This window comes from Clostridium prolinivorans, from assembly GCF_004011155.1.
GTDB classification, from domain to species: domain Bacteria; phylum Bacillota; class Clostridia; order Clostridiales; family Clostridiaceae; genus Clostridium_AT; species Clostridium_AT prolinivorans.
Genome location: NZ_RJWG01000001.1, coordinates 169,372 through 185,923 on the forward strand (window position 1 = coordinate 169,372; position 16,552 = coordinate 185,923).

The following is a 16,552-nucleotide window of genomic DNA, read 5'->3' on the forward strand; positions in this document are numbered from 1 at the left end:
GAAAATCATGGCAGAAGTATTATCACAAAGCGAAATAGATGCTCTCTTATCTGCCTTATCCTCTGGTGAGTTAAAACCAGAGGAAATTTCCAAAGAGGAAGAAAAGCAAAAGGTAAAAGTTTATAACTTTAGGAGCCCTCAAAAATTTTCTAAAGACCATATAAGAACTCTTGAACTTATATATGATAACTATTCAAGAATAATATCAAATTATCTTACTGCACAAATAAGAAGCAATGTAAAGGTAAAAATAGAGTCTGTAGAGCAAATAACATATGAAGAATTTATTCATTCTATACCTAATCCAACTATATTAACTATATTTAAAATGCCTCCCTTAAGTGGTTCTATACTTTTTGAAACAAATCCTCAATTTGTATTTCAAATTATAGATATACTTCTTGGAGGTACAGGTGCAGGAAATTATAAAATGAGGGAATTTACAGATATAGATAAAAATATTATAAAACTTATAAATAAAGGACTTATAGAAAATATGAAACTTGCCTGGGAAGATGTTATTGAAGTTGAACCTGAAATTGAAGGATTAGAAACTAATCCTGCCTTAAATCAAACTATGGCACCTACAGAACCTATAGCTTTAATAACTTTTTCTGTTGAAATGAATGGAATTAATACTTTTATTAATATTTGTATACCTTATTTAAGTGTTGAAAAAATACTTGATAAATTAGTAGTTCAATATTGGTTTAGAGAAAATAATGAAGATGCTTTAAAAGAATCAAAAGAAAAACTAAAGCAAAGACTTAATGTAGTTCAAGTAGGTATAAAAGTAGTTCTTGGTATCAAAAACATAACTATAGATGATTTTTTAAAACTTAATGTAGGAGATGTTATACCACTTGATAATAGAAGTGATAGTCCTGTTAAAGTATTAATAGAAGATACGCCTTATTTTTATGGAAAACCAGGAATAGTAGGTAAAAATTTGGGGGTTCAAATAATAGATAGTATAGATAAGGATGTGGAAAATTATGAGTAATGGCTTCCTTTCACAAGAAGAAATAGATTCATTATTAAATGGAGGAAATTTAAATCAAGAACCACAATCAGAGGAAATACTTTCTGATATAGAAAAAGACTTGCTTGGTGAAATAGGCAATATATCTATGGGGTCAGCATCTACAGCTCTCTCTACAATTATAAATCAGCAGGTTAATATAACTACTCCTGTAGTTACAGTTACTACTTTAAATAAGTTAAAAGATAGCTTTGAAGTCCCTAATATAGCTCTTGAAGTAAAATATACAAGTGGAATTGTAGGTGAAAATTTACTTGTAATGAAAATTACAGATGCGGCTATAATAGCAAATCTTATGATGGGTGGGGACGGAAAAGTAGATAATCATGAATTAACAGAAATAGAGGAAAGTGCTGTTTCAGAAGCTATGAATCAGATGATAGGATCTGCAGCTACATCAATGGCAACTATGTTCTCTAGAGAAATAAATATTTCTCCTCCAAGTTCTAAAATATGGACTGACAACACAAACACATTAACTGATAATATTGACGGCAATGAAAATATAGTTCAGGTTTCATTTAAACTTACAATAGGAAATTTAGTTGATAGCACTATTATGCAAATACTTCCCTTAGATACAGCAAAAAAAATAGTTTCAATAATGATGGGAAATGAAAATGAAGATAATAAAAATATAAATTCAAATAAAGAAAATACTATTCAATATTCAAATTATGATGAACCTATATATTATGATAAACCAAAAGAAATTCATACAGAAAAAAATATTTATAGTCCAGAGGTAGAAGTTCATAAAGCTTCTTTTCAGCCTCTTAAAGAAACATCAACTACTAAAGTACCAAAAAATATAGATTTAATACTTGATGTTCCTCTTGAAATTTCAGTAGTGCTTGGAAGAACTAAAAAAAGCATAAAAGATATATTAAATTTTGGAACAGGTTCTTTAATAGAGCTTGATAAATTAGCAGAAGAGCCAGTTGAAATATTAGTAAATGGCAAAATAGTAGCTTATGGAGAAGTTGTAGTTGTAGATGAAAATTTTGGTGTAAGAATAACAAGTATAGTAAGTAATACTGAAAGAGTTAAATCATTGTCTAATTAATTTTTAAGAAATAAAGTCTAGGGCTTTATTTCTTTTTTTAGGTATAAATTTTTTAAAACTTTATACGATAATAAATAATAGTAAATATATGAATATTTTATAGGAGTGTTTCAAATGAAGATAAATGGATTAGGGATTAATAAAGGTATAAATTCATATAAAAATAACAGTAAACCAGTAGAAAAAAAATCAACCAATTTTACAAAAGATACAGTTGAACTTTCTTCTTTGGCTAAAAGTTTAAGTTCATTAAAAGAAGAAGAAACTTTTAATTCAAATGAAAAAATCGAAAAACTTCAAAGAGAGATATCCAAAGGGACATATAAACCAAATTCAAAATTAATAGCTAAAAGCATTATAGAAAATATGAAAGGGAAAGGAGTTTAATTTTGAAAGAGGAGTTAATGAATATAATATTAATTGAAATAGAAGCACTGAAAGAGCTTTTAAAAATACTTGAGAAGCAGCATGAATTTTTATTAAAATCTAATGCAATTACATTAGAAGGATTTATTTCTAAAATAGAAGATTCTAATAAAAAAATTGCAGAGATAGAAATTAAAAGAAGGCAGATTACTAAAGGAAGACCTATGAGAGAAATTATAGAGGAAATAGGAGATAATGATTTAGATAAATATTATAGAGAAATAAAAAAGCTTATTGAAGAAGTAAGAATTCAAAAAGATTCAAATGAACTTTTAATAAAACAAGGATTAAGTTTTACAAATAGAATATTAAACATATTAAATCCTTCAAAAATTCCAAAAATTTACAACTCTTACGGACAGTTATCTAAAAAATAAATGAGGTGAATATATGTCAGGATTATTTTCAATACTTAATATAGCAAATAGAGGAATGGCAGCACAACAGACAGCAATTAATGTAACTTCTCATAATATTGCTAATTCAAGTACAGAAGGCTATTCAAGACAAAGAGCTGTAATTGAAACTACAAGACCTTCAAATGTGCTTTCTTTAAATAGTGCATTTGAAGCTGGACAGCTTGGGACAGGTGCACAGGTTGAAATAATACAAAGAGTAAGAGATAGCTTTTTAGATTATCAAGTAAGGGTAGAAAATAGTACTTATGGACAATTTTCTGCAAGAGATGAATTTTTAAGCCAAATAGAAAACATTATAAATGAACCTTCAGATACAGGAATTTCAACATTAATAGGAAATTTTTTTGATTCGTGGCATGTTCTTTCAGCAGATGCTCAAAGTTCTAATTCAAGAACAATAGTTGTTAATCAATCACAGGCTTTGGCAGATGAGTTAAATCATACTGCAAACCAGCTTAATAAACTTAAAGAAAATTCTAAACAAGTTATAATGAATACAGTTTTTGAAGTCAATGATATTATAGAACAAATAGATAAATTAAATCAGCAAATTATGGGAGTTAAAATTGCAGGGCAAGAGCCTAATGATTTAATGGACAAAAGAGACAAACTTTTAGATGATTTAAGCATTAAACTCAATATTACAATAGATAAAAACAATTTTTATGGTTTAGATATTAAAACAGAAGGTATTAATATTGTTAAATCCGAAAACAACACTAATGTTAATAAATTATCTTATGTAGATGAAATAGAAAAAATAGGTGAAAATAGTTATAAAATAACTTACTATAAGTTTGGAAATAAATCAAGTGATAATTATAAAAGAGAATTAATTTTAAATAATTTATCAGAAGAAGATTTAAATGAACTTGAAACAGGTAGAATTATTTGGACAGATTATAATGGTGAACCTATAGAAATTCCAGGAAACAAAAGTGCCATATATAGACCTTCTAATGGGGAGCTTATGGGGTGCAAAACTGTTTTTCAAGATGTAGAAAATTATATGGATCAGCTTGACAAAATAGCTAAAGCACTTGCTTTTACTGTAAATGCTCTACATAGTAATAGTGAGAAGGCAGAAGAAGATACTCTTCCGTTTTTTGTAAATGGTGATATTGCATCATATACCGTTAATAGTGGGAAAAATATATTAACAAATATTGCTGATGTACTTTCAGCTGAAAAAAATATTACAGCTGCTAATATTTCTATAAATAAAGAAATTGTAGATGATGTAATGAAAATTAAGACAGCATTTGATGAAAATGGCGGGGAAAATGAAGGAACAAGGGCTCTTGCTATAGCACAGCTTAGAAACAATTTTATAAAAATTCAAGATATAGGAAGCACAATTAATTCAAGAGAAGATTTATTTAATAAAGGTGGCAATTTAATAAAAGTAAATAATGAAAATAGAACTATTGAATTAAAAAACAGTAATAATGGAATGAAAATAGATGATTATTTTAAAGATATTATAGATAGGCTTGGAGTACAAGGAGCAGAAGCAAAACGAATGGTTGCTAACCAAGAATCTCTTTTAGAAAGCTTTAAAATGACAAGAGAATCTGTATCAGGAGTATCTATCGATGAAGAAATGGCAAACCTTATACAATATCAGCATGCTTATGCTGCAAATGCAAAAATTATTGCTACTGTTGATCAACTCCTTGATGTAGTTATAAATGGACTAATAAGATAGTAATTATTTATAAGGGGATGATAATTATGAGAGTTACTAATAAAATGCTATCTCATAGTTTTTTAGCTGATATGAGAACAAATCTTAAAAATATGCAAAAAATTCAAGAACAGATGACTTCAGGTAAAGAAATAAGAAAACCTTCTGATGATCCTGCAAAAATTGCAAGAGCTATGCAGCTTCATACAGATATAAATGCAAATAAGCAATATAATTCTAATATAAGCGATACTATAAATTGGCTTGACATTACAGATACAGCATTAGGACAACTTGGGAATGTACTTCAAAGAATGAGTGAGCTTTTGATGCAATCTGGAAATGCAGCTTATAGTAGTACTGAAAGACAGTCAATAAAGGATGAATTTAATGAAAGAATAGAAGAATTTACACAAATATTAAATACTAGTTATGATGGTAAATATATATTTGGTGGTACTAGAACAACTACAAAACCTGTTATAACTGATGAAGTAAATGGAAATAAAAATTTGAAATATAATATAGATACAAATGATGAATCATATATACAAAGTGAAATTAGTAAAATAAATCAAAAAATGAAAGTAGAAATATCTCCAGGTGTTACAATAGATTACAATGTTTCAGCGTCAGAAATTATAGAATTTGATGGAAAAAATCTAAAAGATACTTTTTCTAAAATACTATCAGATTTAGATAATGAAAATGGGGTTTTAGATCTTGCAGGAAGTGATATGGAAGATATAAAAAAAGCTATGGATAATCTTCTAAAAAAACGTTCTGAAGTTGGAGCAAAACAAAATAGAATGGAAAGTGCTAAATCTAAAAATGAAGATGAAACTTTTAATTTAACTGAAATATTATCTAAAACAGAAGATATAGATATAACTGAAAAAACTATGGAATATGCAACCCTTCAGACTGTATATATGGCATCGCTTCAAACAAGTGCAAGGGTAATTCAGCCGACCCTTCTTGATTATTTATAGGAGGACTATTATGAAGTTTAACACAAAATATCATGGAGTAAAAGAGTTTAAAGAAGAAGATATAATATATTTTAAAAAAGGACTTCCTGGATTCGAAAAATTAAATAAATTTATATTATTTTCTGTTGAAGAAAATAATATATTTAGCATTTTACATTCTGTAGAAAATGAAGAAATTGGATTAGTGGTTGCTTCTCCATTTACAATATTTAAAGATTATGAATTTAAATTAAGTGATGAAAAATTAAAAGAACTTAAAATATCTTCACCAGAGGATGTGTTAGTATTAAATACAGTTACTTTAAGCAATAATATTAACAGTATAACTATAAATTTAAAAGCACCTATAATAATTAATATTAAAGAAAGATTAGGGGAGCAAATAATATTAGATAATGAAAAATACAAAATAAAGCATCCTCTTTTAAAGGAGTGAGTTTATGCTTGTTATTACAAGAAAAAAAGGAGAGTCTATTTTAATTGGTGAAGATATAGAAATAACAGTAGTAAATATAGATAAAAAATTTGTAAAACTGTCTATTGATGCACCTAAAAATATAACAATTTTAAGAAAAGAACTATATAAAGAAGTAATAGAAGAAAATAAAAATGCTACATTATTTAACAGTGAAGTGCTTAAAAATATAAAAAAATAATTGAATATCAAAAAACATAAAATATAATATTTTATGTTTTTTAAATAATAGGGGGATAATATGGAATTAAAAATTGATAAAGGAATGCATATAGAATCTGGTATAGATAAAAATTTTAAAATAAGTACTGAAAAAACTTTAGATAATGTAAAAGATAACAATAAAATATTTGGGGGAAAAGATATACAAGAAAAAGATTTAAAAAATGCAGTAGATAAATTAAATAAATTTTTAGAAGATAATAAAACTCATGCTGAATATGAAATACATGATAAATTAAATGATGTTATGATTAAAATAGTTGATGATAATACAGGTAAGGTAATAAAAGAAATTCCTCCACAAAAAATATTGGATATGGTTGCAAAGATGTGTGAAATTGTAGGGATTTTATTTGATAAAAAGGCGTAAAATTTTACGAAAAGGAGATGAGTTAAATGCAAAACAGTAATGCATATAACACATATAAAAATAATAGCATAAATTATGCATCAAAGGAACAGCTTCTCTTAATGCTTTTAGATGGAGCTGTCAGATTTTCTAAAATAGCTAGACAATCTATTTTAGATAATGATGTAAAAAAAGCTCACGAAAATATAATCAAAACTCAAGATATTTTTTATGAACTTATAGCATCTTTAGATGTAAATAAAGGTGGAGAATGGGCAAAGAATTTAATAGAAATATATGATTTTATAATAAGAAAGTTAATTGAATCAAATATAAAAAAAGATGCAGGTATAATGGATGAAATTATACCATTAATTGAAGATGTAAGAGATACTTGGAACGAAGCATATAAAGCAGCTAAAAGTTATAAATAAAAAATTTTTATTAATTTAAACTATATTACTTTATTATCTTAAATCAACAAAATATATAAAAAGTGTATAATTTAATATTTAATATTTAAGGTGGTGAATTTATGAGTAATACATTAAGAATAACAGGTCTTGCTACAGGTCTTGATGTTGATAGTATGGTAAAGACTATGATGAAAGCTGAGCAAGTTAAAGTTGATAAGATGATGCAAGATAGGCAAATACTTCAGTGGCAGCAGGACTTATATAGAGAAATTATTGGTGATTTAAATACATTTAAAAGTACTTACTTTGATGTTTTAAAGCCAGATACAAATATGCTTTCTAAAAATAATTATGCTGATTTTGATTATACGAGCAGTGATTCTTCTATTGCAACAGTAACAGCAGTTTCAGGAGCAGTATCAGGTAAATATACTATAAAAGTAAATCAACTTGCTTCTAGTGCTTATATAACTTCAAATTCAATTGTATTTAATAAAACTGATAATATTACTGATACTTCAATTTGGCAGGGTAAAAAAATTAAACTTAATGATACTGAAATAACAATATCATCTGATTTAAATTCTGTAGATGACATTGTTAATGACATTAATAGTAAAATAAATGCAAGTTCTATGAAAGGGAAAATACAGGTAAGTAAAATAATAGATGGATCTAATACTTATATTAAGTTTGACGCATTAACTACAGAAAATATAAAAATAACAAATGTAGATGGAATAGAAAATTTAAATGTATTAGATGGAAAAGTTATTAATCCATCTTTATCTACAAAACTTGCAGATTTAGGTATGACTGATGAAACTGGCTCATTTAAATTTACATACAATGGGAATTTAGTTTCAATTGATGTTAGTAATCAAAGTACGTTAAGAGATTTTATCCAAAATATAAGTAATAAAACATCTGGAAATGTTACTGCTAAATTTAGCGAACTAACAGGAAAATTTGAGTTAAAAACATCTTCAACAGGTAGCAGTATGGCTATAAATTTAGATAATGGTACTACTAGTTCATTAATGAGTGCATTAGGATTATCAGAAGATTACAGTATAAAAAATGGACAAGATGCTAAAGTAGAGATAACACCTCCTGGAGCATCTTCATCAACCTTAGTAATAAAATCATCAAATATTTTTACTATAGATAATATAAGTTATAATTTAATGCAGGCTGATCCAAACAAAAGTGTGGATATTACAGTAACATTAAATACTCAAAAAACTTTTGATAAAATTAAAGCTTTTATTGATAAATATAACGAAATTGTAGATAAAATTAATAAAAAAATTGATGAAAAAAAACAATATGATTATAAGCCTTTAACTGATGAACAAAAAAAGGAAATGAGCGAAGATGATATAAAAAAGTGGGAGGAAAAAGCAAAGGAAGGATTGCTAAAAAATGACAGTAATCTTCAAAACATGCTTTATTCTATGAGAAATGCATTCTTTCAAAAGATAGAAGGAGTAGGATTATCCTTAAAAGATATTGGATTAAATACATCAAGTGATATATCTCAAAGGGGTAAAATAATATTTGACAGCACTTTAGGAGGAGAGCAAAAACTTAAAGACATGCTAGCAGAAAAAGGGGATGAAGTTGCAAAACTTTTTATGCAGGTTTCTACAAAGCAGCCAACTTACAGTCCTAATTTGACACAAAGTCAAAGGCAAGACAGAAATAGTGATGAAGGAATTTTTCAAAGAATAAATGATATTTTACAAGATTATATAAGAACTTCAAGGAACAATAGTGGTAAAAAAGGTTTACTTATTGAAAAAGCTGGTATTAAAGGTGATTTTACTGAATATAATAATTTACTAACAAATCAAATAAAATATCAGGATAAAATTATTTCTGATTTAAATAAAAAGCTTGCAGATAAAGAAAATAATTATTATATGCAATTTTCAAAACTTGAAACAGCAATGCAAAAATTAAACGATCAGTCAAACTGGCTTTATCAGCAGCTTGGAATGTCAGGTAATTAATGGAGAAATATATGGATAATTTAAGAGAAAATTTATTAAATTTTAAAAAAATAACTGAAAGCTTAATAAATGAAATAAAAGAAGAAAATTATAATTCGTTGGAAGATATTTTTAACAAAAGAGAAATTGTAATTAATACAATAAAAAAAATTGATTATAATTTGGAAGATTTTAAAAATATATCTTCGGAACTTAAACTCTTAGAAATGGAGAGAGAATTAAATATACTTATAAATGAAAAAAGACAGTTTATAGTAGAAGAAATAAATAAGCTTAAAACATATAAAAGAGCAAATAACAATTATCAAAAAAACTTTAAACCTGATTCAATATTTTTTAGTAAAAAAATATAAAAAAATTTTAAATAAATAATATAATAATTTATTAGTTATAAAAATTTAAGTATTAATTTTTTAAAAATATATTAAATAGTCAGAGATTTTCTCTGACTATTTTTATATAATAATAATTATATAAAAATATTAAAGTTTATAAAAATTTTTACGATAATGAAAATATAATTATTTTTTAATATATTTTGGAGTTGATAACATGAGATTAAGCCATAATTTAGCGTCACTTAATGTATATAAAAATTATTCAAAGGTAGTAGATAAACAAGCAATATCTTCGGGGAAGATTTCTTCAGGATATAAAGTTACTAAAGCAAAAGACGATCCAAATGATTTAGCCAAAAGTGAAAGGCTTAGAATGCAGATAAGAGGAATGCAAATGGCTGGTAAAAATGTTCAAGATGGTATAAGTATGCTTCAAGTTGCAGATGGAGCATTAAAAAGTATAAATGAAATGCTGATAAGAATAAGAGAATTAGCAGTAAAGTCTGGAAATGGAACTTGCGATATTTATGATAAGCAAATTATACAAAATGAAATTAATGAATTAACCAAAGGAATAGATGATATAGCATCAAATACAGATTTTAATGGAGTTAAGATTATTGGATTTGATAAAGTAAGTGATAATAAATCTCCAATTATTATAAATATGCCTGCAGGATTTAATATAGATGATAAAATAAGCATACCAATGTATAATTTAAATAGTTATAATATTTTAGGGAATATAGATGTAGTTAGTGATAATTCTATAGATAATACTCTAAAAAATATAGATACTGCTATTGATACAGTATCTTCTGTTTTAAGCAAATATGGAGCTTTAGAAAATCGATTTGAAGATAGTTTTTTTAATATAAATGAAATTGGAGATAAAATGCAGTCGGCAGAAAGTGACTTAAGGGATGTTGATATAGCTTATGAAATGATAGAATTTGCTAAAAATAATATACTTATAGAAGCTGGTAATGCACTTATGGTTCAAACTAATAGATTCCCTCAGGAAGTATTAAAAATATTAGAAAATATGAAAAAGTAAAAAATATAGATTAAATAAAAATATGATGACAAAAAACTATTTAAATAGTTTTTTGTCATCATATTTTTATTGTCGATTAACGTCGAAAATGTTAAAAAATTTAGGGTATACAAATAAAATTGTTTAATGTAAAATATATTTAGTTGTAAATGTTAAACAAAGTCTTAATATAGATATATATGTAAAATAACATCAAAAGGGAGTGCATTTAAATGAATGAATTGTCGAAAAGTCAATATGTGTACGAGTTACTTAAAAAAAGTTTAGATGCTTCATCTCTTAGAAGCAAGGTAATTGCTAATAATATAGCTAATATTAATACAAAAGGATATAAAAGATATAACGTATCTTTTGAAGAAAGTTTAAAAAATAGCGTTGATAATTTAAATCTTAAAACTACAGATAAAAAACATATTAATGATGGTAAATCTTTGGGAAATATAAAAATTGAGCAAGATACATCAAGAAGTATGAGAGAAGACGGGAATAATGTAGATATTGATAATGAAATGACAAATCAAGCTGCTAATTCTCTTATGTATAATGCTTTAATAAGTCAAGTTAATAGTAGAATTGCGTTAGAAAGATATGTTATTAATGAAGGAAGGAGATAAAAATGAGGGCTTTTAGTGCTTTAAGGATTAGTGCCAGCGGTTTAGCTGCAGAAAGATTAAGAATGGATACAATAGCTTCAAATATTGCAAATGTTTCAACTACACGTGGTGAAAATGGACAACCATATAGAAGGAAAATAGCTGTTTTTAAGGAAAACTTTAATAAAGAACTTAATAAAAATACAGGATCAGTTGAGAATAATCTATTAGGAGTTAAGGCTGTAGGTATAGAAGAGGATGATTCTCCTTTTAAAAAAGTATATGACCCAAGTAATCCTGATGCTGACAATGATGGTTATGTAAATATGCCAAATGTGAATATTTTAAATGAAATGGCTGATATGATAGCGGCAACTCGTTCTTATGAAGCTAATGTAAGTGCAATTAATTCTGAAAAAAGTATGTTTTTAAAAGCACTAGAAATTGGAAGATAAGGAGATAGTATATGAAGATTAATAATTTTGTTCCAGATAGTAAAATTTTTGACTCTATAAAATTTAAAGATGATTTAGAAAATGAAGAAAATGTAAGTTTTTTAGATACTTTAAAAGAAAAATTAAACGAAGTTAATGAGAAGCAGATTAAAGCTGAAGATTTAACAGAAAGTTTTATAAAAGGAGAAGATGTAGATATTCATGATGTTATGCTTCAGACAGAAGAGGCAAAGATGTCTTTAGAGCTTGCTGTTCAAGTTAGAAATAAGATTGTAGAAGCATATCAAGAAATCACAAGAATGCAGTTATAGCTGAGTTATAGTAAGGAGTGCAGATAATGAGTAAGCTATCGGAGATTTTTAAAAATCTTCAAGGTAAATGGGAGAATATTAGTAGAGGTAAGAAGATAGCTTTGGGAGTCAGTTTTGCAGGATTAATAGTAATAGCTATATATTTAGCTGTTTCTTTAAGTTCTTCTAAATATGAAATTTTGTTTTCTGATTTGGATCCTACAGATGCAAATACTGTTATAGAAAAGCTAAAAGAAAAGAAAATTACTGATTATAAAGTGTCAGGAAATTCTATATATGTACCAAAAGAAATGAAAGAAGAGTTAAGGCTTGAGTTAGCTCCACAATTAACTTCAGGAAGTAAGGGCTGGGAACTTTTAGACAGTGGAACTAGTTTTGGAGCTACAGATGAGGAAATGAAAATAAAATATCAAAGAGCATTGCAAGGAGAATTAGAAAAAACCATAAAAAGTTTTCCGCAAATTGAAAGAGCAAGAGTTGCGCTTGTCTTACCAGAAGATAGTGTGTTTGTAAAAGATTCTACTCCAGCTAGTGCTTCTATAACTCTTATGATGAAACCAGGTCAAAGTTTAACTGATGAACAAGTTAAGGCAATAGTTGCACTTGTATCGGGAAGTGTTAAGAATCTTCCAAGTAAGAATGTGCAGATTATTGATGATAAAATGACACTTTTAACTAAAGATTTATTTAATGATGATGCTGCTAATCTTACTAGTTCTACCTTAAAACAGCAAGAAATGAAAAAAGAGTATGAAAAATATCTTGAAGATAAGGTTGCAGAACAACTTTCAAAACCTTTTAACAATCGTAATATAACAGTAAAAATTAATGCTGATCTTGATTTTGATGCAGTTGAGAACGTAACTACTAAGGTAGATCCAAAAGGAACTCCAATAAGTGAAAAAATTATAGAAGAAAATAATAATGGGAATAACACTACTACATCTCAAAGTCCTGTTGATAATAATATGACAAATGGTGCTGTTAATTCAAATAATAATTTACAGGGTTCTACTCATAAAGAACAAACAACAAATTACGAAGTAAGTAAAAGCGAAACTAAAACTCAAAAAGCACCAGGCTCTATAAAAAGAATAACAGCTTCTGTTATTATAAATGGTAATATAGATGATTCTCTTAAAAATCAAGTTACAAGCATTGTGGCTGGTGCTATTGGATTTGATGGCCAAAGGGGAGACTCTATTAATGTAGAAGGCATAGTATTTGATGATACTGATTCACAAAATGCTAAAAAAGCTTTAGATGAAATGAAAGCACAAGAAGAAGAAGAGAAAAAGAAGCAATTATATAAGTATATTGCAGCTGGAGCAGGGTTATTTTTACTATCTATTTTGTTTATAGTTTTAATGAGAAAAGGTAAAAAGAAAAACTCAGAATTCGATTCATTAGGGAATAATATATCACCAAAAGGAATTGATGTAGTTGTAGGGGACAAAAATCAAATGCCGCAAAATCAATATAAGCCTATTGATTTGGATTTAGATGACAATAATGAAAAACTTCATCTAGAAAAGGAAATAAAAAAATATGCTTCTGAAAAACCAGATCAAGTGGTTGATATAATAAAATCATGGCTGGCAGAAGATGAGAGGTGACAGTATATATGGCTAGAGAAAATAAATTAAGCGGCGTTCAAAAGGCAGCTATATTATTTATAACTTTAGGTCCTGATGCCTCTGCAGGAATAATTAAAAAACTTCCTGAATCAGAAATACAAAAGATAACTTATGAAATTGCAAATATAACATCTGTTAAGCCAGAACAGAAAGAAGAAATATTAAATGAATTTTTACAAATGAACAAAGCTAAAGATTTTATTTTAGAAGGCGGTATTGAATATGCTAAAACTCTTTTAGGTAAAGCTCTTGGAGCACAAAGAGCAAAAGAAATTATGGATAAAGTTACAGAGGCAACTCAGCAATTTAGGCCTTTTTCTATTGCAAGAAAAGCTGATGCTCATCAGCTTTTAAATATTATATCTAACGAACATCCTCAAACTATAGCTTTAATACTTTGTTATCTTCAATCAGATAAAGCAGGACAGATATTATCTTCACTGCCTGAAGATATTCAAATAGAGGTTGCATATAGAATTGCTTCTATGAGCAATACATCACCTGCTATTATAAAAGAAATAGAAAAAGTTTTAGATTCTAAACTTTCAAGTATTGTCAAGTCTGATATGGCAGCTTTAGGAGGAGTTGAAACACTTGTTGATATTTTAAATCAAGTAGATAGAACTACTGAAAAAAATATTACAGAAGGATTAGAAAGAGAAAATGCTGAACTTGCTGAAAAAATTAAAGAATCTATGTTTGTATTTGAAGATATTATTACTCTTGATGATATATCTATTCAAAGAATACTTAGAGAAATTGAAGCTAAAGATCTTGCACTGGCACTTAAAGGATGTTCAGAAGAAGTTGCAAATGCTATATTTAGAAATCAATCAAAAAGAGCTGCTGCTACATTAAAGGAAGATATGGAATTCTTAGGACCTGTAAGACTTATTGATGTTGAAAAAGCACAGCAGAAAATTGTTGCAATAATAAGAAGATTAGACGAAGCAGGAGAAATTGTTATTTCAAGAGGTGGCGAAGATGCAATTATTGTATAATGTAATAAAAAATACAAATATTAAAAGTTTGGGAGAAAAGGAAATAATTACCAATGAAGAACTGCCTGCTACAAAAAAAGAAGAAAAAGAAAAAGATGCTAAAGAACACATAGAAAGCTATGAGAATTTAGTAAAAACAATGCTGCAAAATGCAAGAAGAGAAAGTGAAATTATAATTTCTAAAGCTTATGAAGACGCAAGAAATATAGAAGAAGAAGCTCAAAGTAAAGTTAATGAAATATATGAAAATGCTTTTAATAAAGGGAAAATAGAAGGATACAACAAAGCTTTAGAAGAAGCAAAAGAAAAAAGTAATGCCATAATTGCAATAGCAGAAAATATGTTAAAAAATGCAAAAATCGAATATGAGAATTATTTAGAAAACAAAAAAAATGAAATATATGATTTAATTTTAACTATTTCAGAAAATGTATTAAAAAAAGAAGTTTTAAATAAAGAAGCTATTAATAATATGATATTTGATGCGTTAAAAAGTTCTCAAAGTTCTCAAAATTTTATTATAAGATGTAATAGTATTTATGTAAATGAGATTAAATCAAAAATAGATTTATGGAAAAATGAACTAACATATTTAGGTGATGTTTTTGTTGTAGGAGATGAAAGTATAGAACCGGGTAATGCACTTATAGATAAAGGTAACGGGAAAATTTTAGTTGGTATAGATTCTTCACTTTTAAAAATAAAAGAAATTTTTGAAGGGAAAGAATAATATGCTGTCTATTGATTTTAATTATTTTAAAAGTAAAATTCAAAATACTGATTTAAAGTATGTAGAAGGCATGGTAAAAAATGTAATAGGCCTTACTATTGAAGTTGAAGGCATAAAGGCTTTTATTGGAGAAGTATGTACTATATATAATCAAAAGGATTGCCCTATACTTTGTGAGGTTGTCGGTTTTAAGGATGATAATGTAATTCTTATGCCACTTGGAGAACTTACGGCTATTGCACCAGGATGTAGAGTAGTTCCTGAAGGAAGACCTTTAAGTGTTAAGTGCTCTGATGAACTTTGCGGAAAAGTATTGGATGGATTAGGCAATCCATTAAATGGAGAAGATATAAAAGAAGGAAGTTTTTATGAATTAGATAGAGATCCTCCTGATCCTTTAAAAAGAAGAAGAATAAGAGATGTTTTACCTACCGGAGTAAGAGCTATAGATGGATTTTTAACCTGTGGAGAAGGACAAAGAGTAGGTATATTTGCAGGTAGTGGTGTTGGTAAAAGTACTACTTTAGGAATGATTGCTAAATATGCACAGGCAGATATAAATGTTATTGCACTTATTGGTGAAAGAGGAAGAGAGGTATTAGATTTCATTGAAAGAGATCTAGGAGAAGAAGGACTTAAAAAATCTGTAATTGTATGTGCTACTTCTGATAGACCAGCGCTTGTAAGACTTAAAGGAGCTTTTACAGCTACAGCTATAGCTGAATATTTTAGAGATAAAGGTAAAAAAGTAATATTAATGATGGATTCAGTTACTAGATTTGCTATGGCACAAAGAGAAGTTGGACTTGCTATTGGTGAGCCTCCAGCTACAAAAGGATATACTCCTTCTGTTTTTGCTATGCTTCCAAGGCTTATGGAACGTTCAGGTATGTCTGACAAAGGCTCTATAACAGCTTTTTATACAGTGCTTGTTGATGGAGATGATTTTAATGAACCTATAGCTGATGCTGTAAGAGGTATTTTAGATGGACATATTGTTCTTTCAAGAGAACTTGCAGCTAAAAATCATTATCCTGCTATTGATATACTTAGCAGTATAAGCAGATTAATGTCAGAAATAGCAGATGAAGAACATAAGAAAGCAGCTTCTTTTGCTAGAGACTTACTTTCAACATATAAAGATGCAGAGGATTTAATAAATATTGGAGCTTATGTTAAAGGTAGCAGTAAAAAAATTGATTTGGCTATAAATTATAATGAAGCTATAGAAAAATTTTTAAAACAAGATGTAAAAGAACACACAGACTTTAAAAATAGCATAAAAGCTTTAAAAAATATTTTTAGTTAGGAAGTGTTCTAT

General features: G+C 27.4%; 20 protein-coding genes. All 20 read left to right on the forward strand.

Going from position 1 to position 16,552, the window contains the following annotated elements; genetic code table 11:
- Positions 1 to 7: 7 nt before the first annotated feature.
- The 20 genes from fliM to fliI all read left to right on the forward strand — a co-directional run bounded on the left by fliM (position 8) and on the right by fliI (position 16,540).
- Complete coding sequence (fliM, locus tag EGD97_RS00725) at positions 8 to 1,003, forward strand: flagellar motor switch protein FliM (protein ID WP_127836349.1); 996 nt, start codon at positions 8 to 10, stop codon at positions 1,001 to 1,003.
- Positions 996 to 2,108, forward strand: coding sequence for a flagellar motor switch phosphatase FliY (fliY, locus tag EGD97_RS00730; protein WP_078681038.1), 1,113 nt, complete (start codon positions 996 to 998; stop codon positions 2,106 to 2,108). Before fliM ends, fliY begins: the two co-directional genes overlap by 8 nt.
- Positions 2,109 to 2,222: 114 nt before the next feature.
- On the forward strand, positions 2,223 to 2,495 hold the full coding sequence (flgM, locus tag EGD97_RS00735; protein WP_078681037.1) for a flagellar biosynthesis anti-sigma factor FlgM: 273 nt from the start codon (positions 2,223 to 2,225) through the stop codon (positions 2,493 to 2,495).
- Between the two features lie 2 nt (positions 2,496 to 2,497).
- Positions 2,498 to 2,911 (forward strand): flagellar protein FlgN, encoded by a 414-nt coding sequence (locus EGD97_RS00740; RefSeq protein WP_127836350.1) that lies wholly within the window; start codon positions 2,498 to 2,500, stop codon positions 2,909 to 2,911.
- Positions 2,912 to 2,924: 13 nt separating this feature from the next.
- Positions 2,925 to 4,661, forward strand: a complete 1,737-nt coding sequence (flgK, locus tag EGD97_RS00745) for a flagellar hook-associated protein FlgK (protein ID WP_127836351.1) — start codon at positions 2,925 to 2,927, stop codon at positions 4,659 to 4,661.
- 26 nt (positions 4,662 to 4,687) lie between these two features.
- Positions 4,688 to 5,632, forward strand: a complete 945-nt coding sequence (gene flgL / locus EGD97_RS00750) for a flagellar hook-associated protein FlgL (RefSeq protein ID WP_127836352.1) — start codon at positions 4,688 to 4,690, stop codon at positions 5,630 to 5,632.
- A 10-nt stretch (positions 5,633 to 5,642) separates the two neighbouring features.
- Positions 5,643 to 6,068 (forward strand): flagellar assembly protein FliW, encoded by a 426-nt coding sequence (gene fliW, locus EGD97_RS00755; protein WP_078681033.1) that lies wholly within the window; start codon positions 5,643 to 5,645, stop codon positions 6,066 to 6,068.
- Between the two features lie 4 nt (positions 6,069 to 6,072).
- Positions 6,073 to 6,288: a carbon storage regulator CsrA gene (csrA, locus tag EGD97_RS00760; protein ID WP_078681032.1), complete on the forward strand. Its 216-nt coding sequence runs from the start codon at positions 6,073 to 6,075 to the stop codon at positions 6,286 to 6,288.
- Positions 6,289 to 6,348: 60 nt separating this feature from the next.
- Entirely contained in the window at positions 6,349 to 6,699 is a 351-nt protein-coding gene (locus EGD97_RS00765; protein ID WP_078681031.1) for a flagellar protein FlaG, read from the forward strand.
- A gap of 26 nt (positions 6,700 to 6,725) precedes the next feature.
- The gene (gene fliS, locus EGD97_RS00770) at positions 6,726 to 7,112 is read left to right on the forward strand and encodes a flagellar export chaperone FliS (RefSeq protein ID WP_078681030.1); all 387 of its coding nucleotides are present in this window, start codon (positions 6,726 to 6,728) and stop codon (positions 7,110 to 7,112) included.
- A gap of 101 nt (positions 7,113 to 7,213) precedes the next feature.
- Positions 7,214 to 9,109: a flagellar filament capping protein FliD gene (fliD, locus tag EGD97_RS00775; RefSeq protein ID WP_127836353.1), complete on the forward strand. Its 1,896-nt coding sequence runs from the start codon at positions 7,214 to 7,216 to the stop codon at positions 9,107 to 9,109.
- 11 nt (positions 9,110 to 9,120) lie between these two features.
- Positions 9,121 to 9,462 (forward strand): flagellar protein FliT, encoded by a 342-nt coding sequence (locus EGD97_RS00780; RefSeq protein ID WP_078681028.1) that lies wholly within the window; start codon positions 9,121 to 9,123, stop codon positions 9,460 to 9,462.
- Positions 9,463 to 9,661: 199 nt separating this feature from the next.
- Positions 9,662 to 10,504 (forward strand): flagellin N-terminal helical domain-containing protein, encoded by an 843-nt coding sequence (locus tag EGD97_RS00785; RefSeq protein WP_127836354.1) that lies wholly within the window; start codon positions 9,662 to 9,664, stop codon positions 10,502 to 10,504.
- Positions 10,505 to 10,716: 212 nt separating this feature from the next.
- On the forward strand, positions 10,717 to 11,118 hold the full coding sequence (flgB, locus tag EGD97_RS00790) for a flagellar basal body rod protein FlgB (RefSeq protein WP_078681026.1): 402 nt from the start codon (positions 10,717 to 10,719) through the stop codon (positions 11,116 to 11,118).
- 2 nt (positions 11,119 to 11,120) lie between these two features.
- Positions 11,121 to 11,552, forward strand: a complete 432-nt coding sequence (gene flgC / locus EGD97_RS00795) for a flagellar basal body rod protein FlgC (RefSeq protein ID WP_127836355.1) — start codon at positions 11,121 to 11,123, stop codon at positions 11,550 to 11,552.
- An 11-nt stretch (positions 11,553 to 11,563) separates the two neighbouring features.
- Positions 11,564 to 11,863 carry a flagellar hook-basal body complex protein FliE gene (gene fliE / locus EGD97_RS00800; protein WP_078681024.1) on the forward strand — a complete coding sequence of 100 codons (300 nt, stop codon included), beginning with the start codon at positions 11,564 to 11,566 and terminating at the stop codon, positions 11,861 to 11,863.
- 26 nt (positions 11,864 to 11,889) lie between these two features.
- On the forward strand, positions 11,890 to 13,479 hold the full coding sequence (gene fliF / locus EGD97_RS00805; RefSeq protein WP_127836356.1) for a flagellar basal-body MS-ring/collar protein FliF: 1,590 nt from the start codon (positions 11,890 to 11,892) through the stop codon (positions 13,477 to 13,479).
- Positions 13,480 to 13,487: 8 nt separating this feature from the next.
- Positions 13,488 to 14,501, forward strand: coding sequence for a flagellar motor switch protein FliG (fliG, locus tag EGD97_RS00810; protein ID WP_078681022.1), 1,014 nt, complete (start codon positions 13,488 to 13,490; stop codon positions 14,499 to 14,501).
- Positions 14,485 to 15,231 carry a FliH/SctL family protein gene (locus EGD97_RS00815; RefSeq protein ID WP_127836357.1) on the forward strand — a complete coding sequence of 249 codons (747 nt, stop codon included), beginning with the start codon at positions 14,485 to 14,487 and terminating at the stop codon, positions 15,229 to 15,231. The genes fliG and EGD97_RS00815 overlap by 17 nt, the downstream gene beginning before the upstream one ends.
- A gap of 1 nt (position 15,232) precedes the next feature.
- Positions 15,233 to 16,540 carry a flagellar protein export ATPase FliI gene (fliI, locus tag EGD97_RS00820; RefSeq protein ID WP_127836358.1) on the forward strand — a complete coding sequence of 436 codons (1,308 nt, stop codon included), beginning with the start codon at positions 15,233 to 15,235 and terminating at the stop codon, positions 16,538 to 16,540.
- Positions 16,541 to 16,552 lie beyond the last annotated feature (12 nt).